Origin of the sequence: Marinobacter sp. LV10MA510-1 (assembly GCF_002563885.1) — a bacterium.
Lineage (GTDB): Bacteria > Pseudomonadota > Gammaproteobacteria > Pseudomonadales > Oleiphilaceae > Marinobacter.
Genome location: NZ_PDJA01000001.1, coordinates 450824 through 465505, shown reverse-complemented (window position 1 = coordinate 465505; position 14682 = coordinate 450824). Strand labels below are relative to the sequence as shown.

The window sequence follows — 14682 nt, the reverse complement described above, 5'->3', positions numbered from 1 at the left end:
CATCATGTGATCGGTGCTTTTACGCATACTTACAATGCTTGCGCCAGCGCGGCGCAAGCCCATAATACGCCGATACGGGAAGCGTATGCGCATGCCCTTGTGTACTTCTGTTCAGGCCACCGATTTATGTCTTCAATTGTGCTTCGCCAGGCCGTCAGTGACGATCTTGACGCCCTCGTGGCGCTGGAGCATCACTGCTTCAGTGAAGACCGGATATCCCGCCGCAGCTTTCGCCGTTTTCTGGAAATGCCGCGGGACCGGTTACTACTGGCCAGCGACGGCGACACCCTGTTGGGTTATTGCCTGGTATTGATGAGCGCGGCAACTCGCCTGGCGCGCATTTACTCCATTGCCGTTAACCCCGGTTCTCGTGGTAAAGGCATTGGCGAAAAACTGGTTCAAATGGCGGAAACCGAAGCGGCAGACGCAGGGCGCATTGTAATGCGCCTGGAAGTACGGGAAGACAACCGCGGCGCGATTGCGCTTTATAAGCGTTTGGGCTATCGCCAGTTTGGCAGCTATCGCGATTATTACGAAGATCACGGTAACGCCCTGCGCTTTGAACGCCGCATTCTGTTTTACACGCCAGGCGCGCAATTCCCGCAGATACCCTATTACCCCCAGACCACCGAATTCACCTGCGGCCCCGCGGCGCTGATTATGGCGATGGCGGCGTTGAATCAACAGCAGTCACTGACGACCCTGGAAGAACTGAAAATCTGGCGTGAGGCCACCACCATTTTTATGCTCTCTGGCCACGGTGGCTGCGGCCCCCACGGCCTGGCACTGGCGGCCTGGCACAGAGGTTTTGAGGCCAGCGCGTGGATCAGCAACGAAGGCGCATTGTTTAAAGACACGGTGCGTAACGACGATAAAAAACGGGTGCTGGAGCTGGTACACGAAGGTTTTATGCACGACCTCGGCCAAACTGGCATTGAACTCCATCACGACCCGCTGACCCTGACGGGGTTAGAGCAAGCGCTGCTGGACGGGCGCATCCCACTGATTCTGATCAGCACCTGGCAGCTAAACCGCAGCCGGGTACCTCACTGGGTAACCGTGTGCGCCATGGACGACCAGTTCGTGTACCTGCACGATCCCGAGATTGATGTAGAGGAAGGGGAAACCGTGGCCGACAAGCAATACCTGCCCATCGACCGCCGGGTGTTCAGCAAAATTTCCCGTTATGGCAGCAATCAGCCGTTGCAAGCCGCGGTGATTGTGGGGCCAAAGCGCGATCTTTAACGTGAGCTTCAGCTAACGAAATTATCAGGCTGCTGCACCGGTTATCCGGTGCGCAGCGACGCTTCTTTTAACTCGGAAATATCATCACGCAATCGCGCCGCCGTCTCGAAATTCAGATCGGCAGCCGCCTTGTACATTTCGTCTTCCAGTCGTGATATTTCCTTGAGCACTTCCTGCGGCGACTTTTTGCCCACCAGAGTGCGGTAATGTTCGGCTTCTTCTGCCGCCTGCTGACCCGGGCGCTTCGATTTGTTGCGGCCACGGCCACCGCTGCTGGCGCCTTCCATCACATCCGCAATTTTTTTGGTCATGCCCTGGGGCGTAATGCCGTGTATTTCGTTGTGCTCAGCCTGTTTAGCGCGCCGGCGCGCGGTTTCATCAATCGCCCGCTGCATAGAGCCGGTAATGCGATCGCCATACAGAATCGCTTTGCCGTTGATGTTACGGGCGGCGCGGCCAATGGTCTGAATCAGCGAACGCTCGGAACGCAGAAAGCCTTCCTTATCCGCATCCAGAATGGTCACCAACGACACCTCCGGCATATCCAGACCTTCACGCAGCAGGTTAATGCCCACCAGCACATCAAATTCGCCGCGGCGTAAATCGCGGATTATCTCCACCCGCTCGACCGTGTCGATATCCGAGTGCAGATAGCGCACGCGGATATCGTGCTCCATCAAAAAGTCGGTGAGATCTTCTGACATACGCTTAGTGAGTGTGGTCACCAATACCCGCTCGTTGACCGCTACCCTGGCATGAATTTCTGATATCAGATCGTCAATCTGTGTAGACGCTGGCCGCACTTCAATTTCCGGATCCAGCAGGCCGGTCGGCCGAACAACTTGTTCAACAACTTGACCCTGATGCTCGGCTTCGTAGTTGCCTGGGGTGGCCGACAGAAAAATCATCTGCGGTGCAATACGCTCCCATTCTTCAAACTTCATAGGACGGTTGTCCAGCGCCGACGGTAAGCGAAAACCGTACTCCACCAAGGTTTCCTTGCGCGAGCGGTCGCCCTTATACATGGCGCCGATTTGCGGAATACTGGCGTGAGATTCGTCAACAATCAGTAAGGCGTTAGCAGGCAGGTAATCAAATAACGTGGGTGGCGGCTCACCGGGGGGCCGGCCCGAAAGGTAACGGGAGTAGTTTTCGATGCCGTTGCAGTAACCCAATTCCTGCATCATTTCCATATCATAACGGGTGCGCTCTTCCAGGCGCTGGGCTTCCACCAAACGGTTGTTGTCGCGCAGCTGCGTCAGGCGCTGGTCAAGTTCTACCTTAATGTGCTCAATGGCGTCCAACACGTTTTGCCGCGGCGTTACATAGTGCGACTTCGGATACACCGTCACTCGTGGCACACGGCGTAGCATCTCACCGGTCAGCGGATCGAAAAAGCTCAGATTTTCTACCACGTCGTCAAACAGCTCGATGCGGATAGCTTCTTTTTCCGACTCCGCCGGAAACACGTCGATCACATCGCCGCGCACACGGTAATTTGCGCGATGAAATTCGATATCGTTACGGATGTACTGCAATTCAGCCAAACGTTTCAAAATAAGGCGTTGATCCATCTGATCACCGCGATCCAGGTGCAACATCATCTTTTTATACGATTGCGGATCGCCCAGACCGTAAATGGCCGATACCGTCGCCACAATGATTGCATCCGGGCGCTCTAGCAGAGCTTTTGTAGCCGACAGCCGCATCTGCTCAATGTGCTCGTTGATGGAGGCGTCTTTTTCAATAAACGTGTCGGACGACGGCACGTAGGCTTCTGGCTGGTAATAGTCGTAGTAAGACACGAAATACTCGACCGCGTTATTCGGAAAAAATTCACGAAATTCCCCGTACAGCTGGGCGGCCAGCGTTTTGTTATGAGCCATCACAATGGTGGGCCGCTGAATCTGCTGGATGACGTTAGCAATAGTGAAGGTTTTACCGGAACCGGTCACCCCCAGCAGGGTCTGGTGGGCCAGCCCCGATTCGATACCGTCCACCAGGGCTTCTATGGCTTTAGGCTGATCACCGGCCGGAACGTAGGGTGAGTGCACCTGAAAAGCGCCCTCCCCCACATTGGGTTGTTCAACGTTTTCAAAGCTGTTGACCATAACCTGAGAAAATCCTCGATGGCTCTGTAAGCCGTGGAAGTTGGCACTATCTTGCCGAGATACAGTGCATAGATAGTGCTTAGATAATACAGAGAAATTTAGTGTTGCGCCGGCTTCGTGCTAATATCTCCCTGATCGACGGCTGGAGGAGGTTCAGCCAGCGCAGCTGACTCCGGCCGATCGCAGCCCTTTTCAGATGCAGCTTTAAGGAGCGCAAGTTTGGACCTTCAACTTTCCAGCCGTGTACAGTCAATCAAGCCTTCCCCCACTCTAGCAGTCACCAACAAGGCAGCAGAACTTCGTGCTGCCGGCCAGGACATTATTGGCCTGGGCGCCGGTGAGCCAGACTTCGATACGCCAGATCACATCAAAGCGGCTGCAATTGAGGCCATTCATAACGGCCAGACAAAATACACCGCGGTCGACGGCACTCCGGCGTTGAAAAAGGCGATTATTGCCAAATTCAAGCGCGACAATGGCCTGGATTACGAAGCCAACCAGATACTGGTATCAAGTGGTGGCAAACAAAGCTTTTTCAACCTTGCCTTGGCTGTTCTGAACGCCGGCGACGAAGCCATTATTCCTGCGCCTTACTGGGTATCTTACCCGGACATGGTATTGGTAGCCGAAGGCAAGCCAGTCATTCTGGAAAGCACCGCGGAAACCCGCTTCAAGATCACACCACAGCAACTGGAAGGCGCGATCACCGACCGCACCCGCCTGTTCGTGATCAACAGCCCGTCGAACCCCAGCGGCATGGCGTACACCCTCGAAGAATTGCAAGCTTTGGGCGAGGTGCTGAAAAAGTACCCGCAGGTAATGATTGCAACTGACGATATGTACGAACCCATTCTGTGGACGGGTAAGCCTTTTTGTAACATTCTGAACGCCACCCCGGAACTGTACGACCGCACCTTTGTGTTGAACGGCGTGTCTAAAGCCTATGCCATGACTGGCTGGCGTATCGGTTATGCCGCAGGCCCGGCCAAGGTTATTGGCGCGATGAAGAAGATCCAGTCGCAAAGCACGTCTAACCCGGCGTCTATTTCCCAGGCAGCTGCGCAAGCGGCATTGGATGGCAGCCAAGACTGCGTGCAAACCATGGTAACAGCGTTCCACGAACGTCACGATTACCTGGTGGGGGCCTTGAACACCTTGCCGGGTGTTGAGTGCCTGAAAGGCGACGGCACTTTTTATGTATTCCCTAGTTTCCAGGGCGTGATTGACGCAGACAGCAGCGTGAGCAATGATGTGGAGTTCGCGGAAAAGCTGCTGAAAGAAGCCGGCGTGGCGCTGGTTCCTGGCTCGGCATTTGGTATGCCGGGGCACATGCGATTGAGTTTCGCCACCAGTCAGGAAATCCTGAAGAACGCAATTGATCGGTTGAAGAAAGCTCTGGGATAATTTTCCCGGAGGGGTTGACGAGGCGAGGCGGCATGACTAGTATACGCGCTTCGTCTTACGACGATGTTCCCTGATAGCTCAGTTGGTAGAGCAACGGACTGTTAATCCGTTTGTCGCTGGTTCGAGCCCAGCTCGGGGAGCCACTATTTAAAAGCCCGCTAATTCTTTGGATTAGCGGGCTTTTTCGTTTCAGTGTTTACCGTGGTAGAGCCAGAAACAACAGCGAACTACAAACCCGCCACCTCAGCATAGATCGCCTCCAAAGCAGCCAGAGGATCAGGCGCCTGGGTTATGGGCCGGCCGATGACCAGGTAGTCGGAGCCGGCGTTTAGGGCCGCTGCGGGGGTCATGATACGCTGCTGGTCGCCTTTGTCGGCGCTGGCCGGGCGGATGCCGGGGGTGATTAACCGGAAAGCGGCGCCCTGCTCTGCTTTTAACTTGGGGGCTTCCTGGGCTGAGCAGACTACGCCGTTCAGGCCGCAGTTTTTTGTCAGGGTGGCCAGGCGCGATACATGCTCTTCGGCGGAGACATTTATGCCAATGCCGCTGAGGTCGTGTTCCGTCATGCTGGTCAATACGGTAACCGCAATCAGCAGCGGCTTGTCGGCGCCGAAGCGTTCCAGGCGTTCGCGGCAGGCGGTCATCATTTTTTCGCCGCCGGAGGCATGTACGTTCACCATCCACACACCCAAGTCCGCCGCTGCGGCAACGGCACCCGCAGCAGTGTTGGGAATGTCGTGGAATTTCAAATCCAGAAACACCTCGAAGCCACGCTGCTGAAGCTCGCGAACCAAAGCCGGGCCAGCGCTGGTGAACAGCTCTTTACCCACTTTCAGGCGGCATTTTGCTGGATCCAGCTGATCGGCCAAGGCCAATGCGGGCTGATCAGAGGGGAAATCGAGGGCAACGATGATGGGGGATGATTGGGTGCCTTGCACGCTAGGGCTCCTGACGGTAAATGAATGGGTGTAATCTATAGCGGATCGCTGGTTTATTCTGCGTCTACGCCCTGAATCGGACGAACGGTTTCCCATTGGCGGCAGCTTGGGCACAGCCAGTGCAGCTGCTGGCCGTCAAAACCGCAGTTTACGCAGCGGTAGACCGAGCGGTCGTGCAGTATCAATTCGCCGATACGGCTGACCAGACGGCCTTCGTCGGTGGTCATGCCTTTTTCGTAACCGGCCATTTCAACCAGCTGCAATAAACCCCGTACACTTGGACGAACTTCCAATTCGCGACGAAGCAGGTCAATAGCAGCCGGGCGGCCAGAGCGGCGCTCTACCGATTCTACCAGCGCCAGCAACAAACTGGTGCTGGGGTAGCCTTCATAAAGCTTGCGCAACTTGCGACCGAGCTTGCCAATATCGCCGTGTTCGCGTTCCAGCTTCATCAGCTGGTCGATGGCTTCCGGGCCGAAGTCCGGGTTCTGCTCGAACACTTTGATTGCCATGGTGCCGGCTTCGCGGAAGCTACCTTGACGGATCAGCAATTTCATCAGTATCAGAGTGGCGCGCACGCAAGAGCGATCGAATTCCAGCGCCTCTTTGGCCAAACGCTGGGCGCCCCAGCGGTCATCCTGGCGCAGTGCCTGCTCTGATTTCTCGCAGGTCAGATAAGCCAGAATTTTAAACATGGCCGGGTCTGCATCGCCGCGGGTGAGCGTTTGGGCTACCTGAGAAGCTTTATCCCACTCACGCTCGCGTTCGTACAAATCAATCAACTGGGTTGCGGCACTGCGGCCATATTCACGATCGCCCATCAACTGCTGTAACAATGCCTCTGCACGGTCGAGCAAACCGGCATTAAGGTAATCCAGAGCCAGTTCCAGAGTCACTTGAGGAGAATAACGGGCGGGAAGTTCAGGGCGGTCGAGCAAATTTTGATGAATCAGAATAGCGCGGTCGGTTTCACCTTTGTTACGAAAATGACTGCCAATGGATAAGTGCAGGCTTACCGTATCGCGGTTGACCGCCAGTGACTGAACAAAGTTGTCCACTGCCTGGTCGGAGTAGTTGGTGAACAGGAATTGCAAACGGTCACGCACCGATTCTTCATCGGCTATTACCCCATTGCGGCTGCTCGAACCCCCGAAGCGGCCAACAGCCCAACCAACCGCGACTGCCGTGCTAACCAGCAGCCACTGAAACATCATGTCCATTAAACTGTCCGGTCGTTCTGAGCGCGCTCTTTTCCCAGTGTTTTTTCGATACGTTCAAGTTTTTTCTGTAGTGATCGCCGCGACACCTTAGCCTTTACCGTAGCCAGTGTGGCCATCAGAACGCCCATCAGCACTCCCAGCACAAAAGCCAAAATAATCCACATGGCCACACCATGGGGGCGGGTTTCAAAAACCAGAAAGTTCAGCGGAACGGCCATCTGATTATTCAACGAGAACACCAGTGCCAACAGAACCAGCACTAATACCAATAGAACGATCAGGATTTTCTGTAATCCCGCCATAACAATAGAACTCCTGAAGGCCACTCAGGCCCGATTGAGAAACGGCACCCAACGCAAAATCAGAAACCCTGCTTCAGACTCTCGTTAACCTGTTCGCGCAGTTCTTTGCCCGGTTTAAAGTGGGGCACAAATTTTGCCGGTAATTGCACGGCTTCACCGGATTTCGGGTTACGCCCTACCCGCGCAGCACGATGGTGGAGGGAAAAACTACCAAAACCGCGGATTTCGATGCGTTGGCCATCTGCCAAGGATCGGGACATGTGCTCGATAATGGTTTTTACCGCCAGTTCCACATCTTTTACCGACAACTGCGTCTGCTTTGAAGCAATTAACTCAACCAGTTCCGACTTTGTCATGAGGTATTTCCCTCTTGCGTTATTATTCGGTGAATGAAACTACTTTACCATGGCTGTAGTTTAGCCACACCGAAAAAAAACACAAAAAAAACGGGCTCTTAGAGCCCGTTTTTTTGATACAACTCAGAAATTAATCTTTGTTGGCGTTCTGCTGCTGCATCTGTTCCTTGATGAGATCACCAATGGTGGTCGCACCGGAGGAGCTTTCTGCAGTCTTGGTACGCACAGTCTCAATAGCCTGCTTGTCGTCTTCAACGTCTTTCGACTTGACGGACAGGTTGATAATGCGGTTCTTGCGATCAATGCTAATGATCTTAGCTTCAACTTCTTCGCCTTCCTTCAGCGCGTTACGTGCATCTTCAACACGGTCACGGCTGATTTCGGAAGCCTTCAGAATGGCTTCAACTTCTTCGCTCAGGGTAATAGTAGCTGCTTTGGCGTCGACGGCAGACACAATACCTTTAACGATGGAGCCTTTATCATTAAGCTGAACGAACTCGGCAAACGGATCGCTTTCCAGCTGCTTGATACCCAGAGAAATACGCTCGCGCTCGGGATCTACAGACAGGATAACGGTGTCAACTTCGTCGCCCTTCTTGTATTCACGGACGGCTTCTTCGCCTGTCTCGTTCCAGCTGATATCAGACAAGTGAACCAGACCGTCGATGCCACCGTCCAAACCGATGAAGATACCAAAGTCAGTGATTGACTTGATCTTACCGGAGATTTTGTCGCCTTTGTTGAAGTTGCCAGAGAAGTCTTCCCATGGGTTAGATACACACTGCTTGATACCCAGGGAAATACGACGACGCTCTTCGTCTATATCCAGAATCATCACACCTACGTCGTCGCCAACTTGGACAACTTTAGAAGGATGAATGTTCTTGTTGGTCCAATCCATTTCAGACACGTGAACCAAACCTTCAACGCCTTCTTCCAGCTCAGCAAAGCAGCCGTAATCGGTCAGGTTGGTAACCCGTGCTGTGACCTTGCTACCTTCTGGGTAGCGAGCCTTGATTTCAACCCAGGGATCTTCACCCAGCTGCTTCAGGCCCAGTGATACGCGGTTGCGCTCACGGTCAAACTTCAGAACCTTGACGTTGATTTCGTCGCCAACGTTCACGATTTCGCTCGGATGCTTGATGCGCTTCCAGGCCATATCGGTGATGTGCAGCAGGCCGTCAACACCGCCCAGATCTACGAATGCGCCGTAATCGGTCAGGTTCTTGACGATACCCTTGATTGTCAGACCTTCGGTCAGGGTTTCCAGCAGCGCTTCGCGTTCGGCGCTGTTTTCAGCTTCCAGAACGGCACGACGTGAAACAACCACGTTGTTACGCTTCTGGTCGAGCTTGATAACCTTGAACTCAAGTTCTTTGTTTTCCAGGTGCGCGGTGTCGCGAACCGGGCGAACGTCTACCAGTGAGCCCGGCAGGAACGCACGAATACCAGCCAGATCAACGGTGAAACCACCCTTAACCTTGCCGTTAATAATACCTTTAACCACTTCTTCCGCTGCGAAGGACTTTTCAAGCACTGTCCAGGCTTCTGCACGCTTGGCCTTTTCGCGGGATAGGCGGGTTTCGCCGAAACCATCTTCAACTGCTTCAAGGGCTACGTCTACAACGTCGCCTATGACTACTTCCATCTCGCCTTTTTCATTCAGGAACTGGGAGGCGGGGATAACGCCTTCGGACTTCAGTCCGGCGTTAACGGTGACCCAGTCGCTATCGATATCAACAACGGTTCCCTGGACGATGGAACCTGGCTGCATATCAATTTCTTTTAGGCTTTCTTCAAAAAGATCCGCAAAGCTTTCGCTCATTATGAGTCCTATATGTTCAACGCAAGTATCTCGTGCCGCCAGCAACACGGTCTGTTAATTAAGTCCGGAATCAGCCTGAGGCTGGCAGATTGTGCTGTCCCGGATTTCCAATGGCAAAGAAGTGCCGTCAGGTCTGGCCTGCTGCTGCCATACACCTGCCCAACACTTCTTCTATGCTTAACCCTGTGGAATCAATGACTTGCGCATCATCCGCGGGCTTAAGCGGGGCAGCTGAACGATTCATATCTCGTTCATCGCGTACCCGTATCTCATCTAAAACGTTGGCAATACTAACATCGACGCCGGCTTGCAGCAACTGGCTGAAACGACGTTGTGCCCGCTCTTCAGCGCTGGCCGTCAAAAAGATTTTTACCGGGGCGTCCGGGAACACCACCGTACCCATATCGCGACCGTCGGCGACAAGACCTGGCGCCTTGCGAAAATCGCGCTGGCGCTGCAACAAAGCGTCCCGAACCGACTGCATCACAGCCACTTTGGACGCGTTGCTGCCGCATTGTTCGGTGCGGATCGCGGCGCTTACATCCTCACCGGCCAACAACACTTTTGCAGACTCCCCGGGAGGTGTGGGTTCAAAAGTGACATCCAGACTGGCAGCCACCGCCACCAGAGCGGGTTCGTTGTCTAACGCCACGCCCTGGCGCTCGGCTGCCAATGCGGTCAAACGATAAAGAGCGCCGCTGTCCAACAGATGCCAGCCCAGCTTGCGAGCCAGCATTTGGGTAATGGTGCCTTTACCGGAACCACCCGGGCCATCCACCGTAATAACCACTGCCGGCTGCTCACCCATCAAGCATCTCCCTGGCTTTGGATATTCATACCCACTTGCTGCGCCAGTTCGACAAAACCGGGAAACGACGTTGCAACGTTGGCGCAGTCGTTAATGACAATCTCGCCCTTTGCACGCAGTGAGGCCACCGCAAACGACATGGCAATCCGATGATCGCCGTGGCTGTTAACAGTACCGCCGGTCATGGTCTGGCCGCCGTCAATAATGATGCCGTCGGGGGTGACCGTGGTTTTAACGCCAACCGCTGCCAAACCGTCCGCCATTACCTGAATACGGTCACTTTCTTTAACCCGCAACTCTTCTGCGCCGCGCAGCGTGGTGCGGCCTTCGGCGAAGGTAGCAGCGATGAACAGCACCGGAAACTCGTCAATGGCCAGCGGCACTTCCCTTTCAGGAATATCGATGCCTTTTAGTAGGGCGTAACGCACGCGAACATCCGCCACCGGCTCGCCGCCAATGGCGCGCTCGTTACTCACGTCAATGTTTGCACCCATTAGCCTCAGTATGTTGATCACCCCGACACGCGTGGGGTTCATGCCAACGTGACGCAATGTCAGGTCAGAGCCTGGCGCGATACTGCCAGCTACCAGAAAAAACGCCGCGGACGAAATGTCGGCCGGCACATCAATATTGCAAGCAACCAGCTTGCCGCCACCGCTGACGCTGGAGGTCGCGTCATCGCGATACACATGGTAACCAAAACCCTCCAGCATGCGCTCGGTATGGTCACGCGTGGGTGCAGGCTCGGTGACTGACGTGACGCCATCGGCGTATAACCCGGCCAGTAATAAGCAAGATTTTACCTGGGCACTGGCCACCGGCATATCGTAGTGAATACCGGTCAGTGGCTGGCCGCCGCGAATTTTCAGCGGTGGCCGCCCGCCTTCGGCCGTATCAATCACCGCACCCATGGCGCGCAGCGGGTCGGCCACCCGGCTCATCGGCCGCTTGGTAAGGCTGGCGTCACCCACCAGTTCGGAGTCAAACGCCTGAGCTGCCAGCAAACCAGAAAACAGCCGCATGCCTGTACCGGAGTTGCCCAGATAAATGGGCCCGCGCGGCGCCTGCAAGCCGTTCATGCCAACACCGTGAATGCGCACGAAGCCATTATTGGGGCCTTCAATGGTCACACCCATATCGCGAAACGCTTGCACCGTGGCCAGGCTGTCTTCGCCTTCCAGAAAGCCGTTCACTTCGGTAATGCCCTCGGCCAAGGCACCCAACATGATGGAGCGGTGCGACATGGATTTGTCGCCCGGCACCCGAATATCTCCCACAATTGGGCCAGCGGACTGAGCCCGGAAGGTCACCTGATGTTCTGTATTGTTAGTCACGTAGGCCTGTCCTGAGAGCATTTTTGAAAAGTGTTCGCGAGCAGCTCGGGCACGAGTGAAAACCCGCAGCAGAGTGTCTCCATCCTGGTCGGCAATGGCCGAACGCAGCTGGTCGAGATCTTGGGTAAACCGGTCAATCGTGAGCAGCACAGCGTCGCGATTTGACAGAAAAATATCACGCCACATAACCGGGTCGCTGGCAGCGATGCGGGTAAAATCACGGAATCCGCCGGCCGCGTAGCGAAATATATCCATATTCTGGTCGTCGCCGGCGAGGGTGTCCACCAAGGAAAACGCGATAAGATGAGGCAGATGGCTGGTGGCTGCCAACACTTCGTCATGATGCTCCGCGGCCATGGTCAGCACGTTAGCATCGCAGGCGCGCCACATGGCGGTTACTTTGCCCAAGGCTTGCGGGCAAGCATCATCCGCAGGCGTCAAAATGACTTTGTGTTTGGCGAACAGCTGCGAATTCGCCGCCCGAATGCCGCTTTTCTCCGAGCCGGCAATGGGGTGGCCTGGTATCACCGTTGCCGGCAAGTGTCCCAAAACTGCGCGCACATCGTTTACAAATCCGCTTTTCGTACTGCCCACATCGGTAATAATGGCATCGACCTTCAGCGCCGATTGTATTTCCCGCAACACCGACTGGGTGGCTTTTACGGGCACTGCCAACACCACTAGATCGGCGCCGCTGACCGCCTGCGCGGCAGATTCTGCAGCGCAGGCGATCACACCCAGCTCTACGCCCAGGGCCAGTTCGTCGGCGCGGGTGTCAAAACCCACCACTTCTTCCGCCAGTTTGTTTTCGCGCAGGGCCGCAGCCAGCGAGCCGCCGATCAACCCCAGGCCAATCACCGCAACACGCTGAAACAGAGGCTGAGCTATGGGCATATTAAGCGCCCTGCCCGGACGTCATCAGAACTTGTGATAAAGCTTCAATAAAGCGCGCGTTTTCTTTCGCAAGGCCCACCGACACCCGCAGGTGTCGCGGCATGCCGTAACCGGCAACGGGGCGCACGATCACGCCGTGAGCCAAAAGCGCCTGATAGACACCCAGCGCCTGCTCACCCACGTCTACCGCGATAAAGTTGGCGGTAGATGGAATATACGACAGTCCCATGGCATCAAACGCAGCGCTAAGCTGAGCCAGACCATCACTGTTCACCCTGCGTGCTTCATTAAGATAAGCTTCGTCGCTCAACACCGCCGTAGCCGCTGCCAAAGACACGCTACCCACATTGAACGGCTGACGCACCCGGTTAAGAATGTTGGCAATGGCCGCAGAACTGATGCTGTAACCAATGCGCAGCGCCGCCAGGCCCCAAGCTTTGGAAAAAGTGCGGCACACAATTAGATTGGGATAATCGGGCAACAGCACCAAGCCGTCAGCGGCATCCTCGCCCTGCATGTATTCGCAGTAGGCTTCGTCTAGCACCACTAGCACCCGCGCAGGCACTTCGCCCATAAACGCTTTCAAAGCTTTAGCGCCGTGCACCGTGCCTGTAGGGTTGTTGGGGTTGGCCACAAAAATCAGTTTTGTGCGATCGGTAATGGCCGCTGCCATGGCATCCAGATCATGCCCCCAGTCTTGCGCTGGAACGCACACGCCCCGAGCGCCAATCGCTTGGGTCACAATCGGGTAAACAGCAAAGGCGTACTGGGAATAAATCACTTCGTCATCCGCACTGGCGAAACAACGGGCGACCACTTCCAGCAGATCGTTAGAGCCATTGCCCAAAGTCAGTTGTGACGTCTCGACAGCAAAACGCTTAGCCAGGGCCTGCTTCAGATCAAAGCCGTTTCCGTCTGGGTACAAGCACAGCTCGCCCATCGTCTGTTGCGCGGCCTGTACGGCTTTTTGGCTGGGGCCCAGCGGATTTTCGTTGCTGGCCAGCTTGATGATGTCAGCCGGATTCAGTCCCAGTTCCCGCGCTAATTCTGCAATGGGTTTGCCTGGCTGGTAAGGCGACAACGCCTGAACACCGGATACTGCAAGACTCTGGTAATCAATTGCCATGATTTATCCTTAAAGCGGGTTAAAGCACACCAATAGGGTAAGAGCCCAAGCGCTTGAGTTCTACCGCTTCTGCATCCACTTCGGCCAATACTTTGCGGGCGGGCTCGTCGTCCATATGGCCTTCAAAGTCGATGTAGAACACATAGGCCCAGGTACCCGTTTGCGAGGGCCGGGTTTCAATGCGAGTCAAGCTGATGCCGTGGCTGTGAAACGGCTCTAACAACTGATACAAGGCGCCCGGCTTATTGCGCATAGACACCAGCACCGACGTTTTATCGTGCCCGCTGGGGGTAACCGCTTCGCGGCCGATAATCAGAAAACGGGTGGTGTTGTCGGGCCGGTCTTCAATACTGTTAGCCAGCTTGATCAAACCGTAAAGCTCTGCCGCCATGTCGCCGGCAATGGCGGCCGTGCCAGGCTCTGCTGCGGCACGACGCGCCGCCTCGGCATTGCTGGAAACGGTGATACGCTCGATGCCGTAGCGGTGGGTATCCAGCCACTGGCGGCATTGGGCAAAGGACTGCTGGTGCGAGTAAATTCGGGTAATTTCCAGGCCATCGTGCTGCGGCGACACCATCAGGTGGTGGTGAATGCGCAGTTGCACTTCGCCGCAGATTTTTAACGGCGACGACATGAACATATCCAGAGTGTGGTTGATCATGCCTTCGGTAGAATTCTCAACCGGCACCACGCCGTAGTGCGCAGCCCCGGACTCCACTTCGCGGAACACCGCATCAATGGCCGGCATGGGCACGCTCACCACCGAGTGGCCAAAGTGCTTGAGCGCAGCGGCCTGGGTAAAAGTACCCAATGGCCCCAAAAAGGCAATGTGCAAAGGTTTTTCAAGGGCCAGGCACACCGACATAATTTCGCGGAACAAGCGCGCCATTTCCTCGCCGGGCAATGGCCCCGGGTTCTGCTCCATAATACGGCGCAGTACCTGCGCTTCGCGTTCCGGTCGGTAATACACCACGTCTTGCCCCGGATTGGCGGCCATTTTTACACGGGCCACCTCTTGGGCGCAGCGGGCACGGGCACTAATCAGCTTCATGATCTGCTGATCAATACTGTCTATTTCATCGCGCAGTTCCGCCAATCGAGCTTGCTCATCGCTCATGG

General features: G+C 55.3%; 12 protein-coding genes and 1 tRNA gene. 3 read left to right on the top strand and 10 right to left on the bottom strand.

Annotated features, from left to right (window positions below; all coding sequences use genetic code 11):
• Positions 1 to 126: 126 nt before the first annotated feature.
• Complete coding sequence (gene rimI, locus ATI45_RS02155) at positions 127 to 1245, top strand: ribosomal protein S18-alanine N-acetyltransferase (RefSeq protein WP_098418078.1); 1119 nt, start codon at positions 127 to 129, stop codon at positions 1243 to 1245.
• A gap of 41 nt (positions 1246 to 1286) precedes the next feature.
• Here the strand turns inward: rimI and uvrB are convergent, their stop codons facing one another.
• Positions 1287 to 3356, bottom strand: coding sequence for an excinuclease ABC subunit UvrB (gene uvrB / locus ATI45_RS02150; protein ID WP_098418077.1), 2070 nt, complete (start codon positions 3354 to 3356; stop codon positions 1287 to 1289).
• Between the two features lie 219 nt (positions 3357 to 3575).
• On the opposite strand from uvrB, the gene ATI45_RS02145 reads away from it, so the two are divergent.
• On the top strand, positions 3576 to 4760 hold the full coding sequence (locus ATI45_RS02145; protein ID WP_098418076.1) for a pyridoxal phosphate-dependent aminotransferase: 1185 nt from the start codon (positions 3576 to 3578) through the stop codon (positions 4758 to 4760).
• Positions 4761 to 4827: 67 nt separating this feature from the next.
• Positions 4828 to 4903: transfer RNA gene (locus ATI45_RS02140), tRNA-Asn, on the top strand.
• An 84-nt stretch (positions 4904 to 4987) separates the two neighbouring features.
• Here the strand turns inward: ATI45_RS02140 and pyrF are convergent.
• The 9 genes from pyrF to pheA all read right to left on the bottom strand — a co-directional run bounded on the left by pyrF (position 4988) and on the right by pheA (position 14680).
• Positions 4988 to 5698, bottom strand: a complete 711-nt coding sequence (gene pyrF / locus ATI45_RS02135; protein WP_098418075.1) for an orotidine-5'-phosphate decarboxylase — start codon at positions 5696 to 5698, stop codon at positions 4988 to 4990.
• Positions 5699 to 5751: 53 nt separating this feature from the next.
• Positions 5752 to 6918 carry a lipopolysaccharide assembly protein LapB gene (gene lapB / locus ATI45_RS02130; RefSeq protein ID WP_098418074.1) on the bottom strand — a complete coding sequence of 389 codons (1167 nt, stop codon included), beginning with the start codon at positions 6916 to 6918 and terminating at the stop codon, positions 5752 to 5754.
• Positions 6918 to 7220 (bottom strand): LapA family protein, encoded by a 303-nt coding sequence (locus tag ATI45_RS02125; protein ID WP_098418073.1) that lies wholly within the window; start codon positions 7218 to 7220, stop codon positions 6918 to 6920. Before ATI45_RS02125 ends, lapB begins: the two co-directional genes overlap by 1 nt.
• 59 nt (positions 7221 to 7279) lie before the next feature.
• Positions 7280 to 7576: an integration host factor subunit beta gene (locus ATI45_RS02120; protein ID WP_014870821.1), complete on the bottom strand. Its 297-nt coding sequence runs from the start codon at positions 7574 to 7576 to the stop codon at positions 7280 to 7282.
• Positions 7577 to 7706: 130 nt separating this feature from the next.
• The gene (gene rpsA / locus ATI45_RS02115) at positions 7707 to 9401 is read right to left on the bottom strand and encodes a 30S ribosomal protein S1 (protein ID WP_098418072.1); all 1695 of its coding nucleotides are present in this window, start codon (positions 9399 to 9401) and stop codon (positions 7707 to 7709) included.
• A gap of 127 nt (positions 9402 to 9528) precedes the next feature.
• A complete protein-coding gene (gene cmk, locus ATI45_RS02110; RefSeq protein ID WP_098418071.1) occupies positions 9529 to 10209 on the bottom strand; it encodes a (d)CMP kinase in 681 nt (226 codons plus the stop codon).
• On the bottom strand, positions 10209 to 12437 hold the full coding sequence (locus tag ATI45_RS02105; protein WP_098418070.1) for a bifunctional prephenate dehydrogenase/3-phosphoshikimate 1-carboxyvinyltransferase: 2229 nt from the start codon (positions 12435 to 12437) through the stop codon (positions 10209 to 10211). Before ATI45_RS02105 ends, cmk begins: the two co-directional genes overlap by 1 nt.
• 1 nt (position 12438) lies before the next feature.
• On the bottom strand, positions 12439 to 13563 hold the full coding sequence (hisC, locus tag ATI45_RS02100) for a histidinol-phosphate transaminase (RefSeq protein WP_098418069.1): 1125 nt from the start codon (positions 13561 to 13563) through the stop codon (positions 12439 to 12441).
• Between the two features lie 19 nt (positions 13564 to 13582).
• A complete protein-coding gene (gene pheA, locus ATI45_RS02095) occupies positions 13583 to 14680 on the bottom strand; it encodes a prephenate dehydratase (protein ID WP_098418068.1) in 1098 nt (365 codons plus the stop codon).
• Between the last annotated feature and the right edge of the window lie 2 nt (positions 14681 to 14682).

Excerpts from the sequence above, each read along its gene's own strand:
- rimI (WP_098418078.1), top strand. The coding sequence starts at position 127 with ATGTCTTCAATTGTGCTTCGCCAGGCCGTCAGTGACGATCTTGACGCC.
- uvrB (WP_098418077.1), bottom strand. The coding sequence starts at position 3,356 with ATGGTCAACAGCTTTGAAAACGTTGAACAACCCAATGTGGGGGAGGGC.
- lapB (WP_098418074.1), bottom strand. The coding sequence starts at position 6,918 with ATGGACATGATGTTTCAGTGGCTGCTGGTTAGCACGGCAGTCGCGGTT.
- ATI45_RS02125 (WP_098418073.1), bottom strand. The coding sequence starts at position 7,220 with ATGGCGGGATTACAGAAAATCCTGATCGTTCTATTGGTATTAGTGCTG.
- ATI45_RS02120 (WP_014870821.1), bottom strand. The coding sequence starts at position 7,576 with ATGACAAAGTCGGAACTGGTTGAGTTAATTGCTTCAAAGCAGACGCAG.
- rpsA (WP_098418072.1), bottom strand. The coding sequence starts at position 9,401 with ATGAGCGAAAGCTTTGCGGATCTTTTTGAAGAAAGCCTAAAAGAAATT.
- cmk (WP_098418071.1), bottom strand. The coding sequence starts at position 10,209 with ATGGGTGAGCAGCCGGCAGTGGTTATTACGGTGGATGGCCCGGGTGGT.
- ATI45_RS02105 (WP_098418070.1), bottom strand. The coding sequence starts at position 12,437 with ATGCCCATAGCTCAGCCTCTGTTTCAGCGTGTTGCGGTGATTGGCCTG.
- hisC (WP_098418069.1), bottom strand. The coding sequence starts at position 13,563 with ATGGCAATTGATTACCAGAGTCTTGCAGTATCCGGTGTTCAGGCGTTG.
- pheA (WP_098418068.1), bottom strand. The coding sequence starts at position 14,680 with ATGAGCGATGAGCAAGCTCGATTGGCGGAACTGCGCGATGAAATAGAC.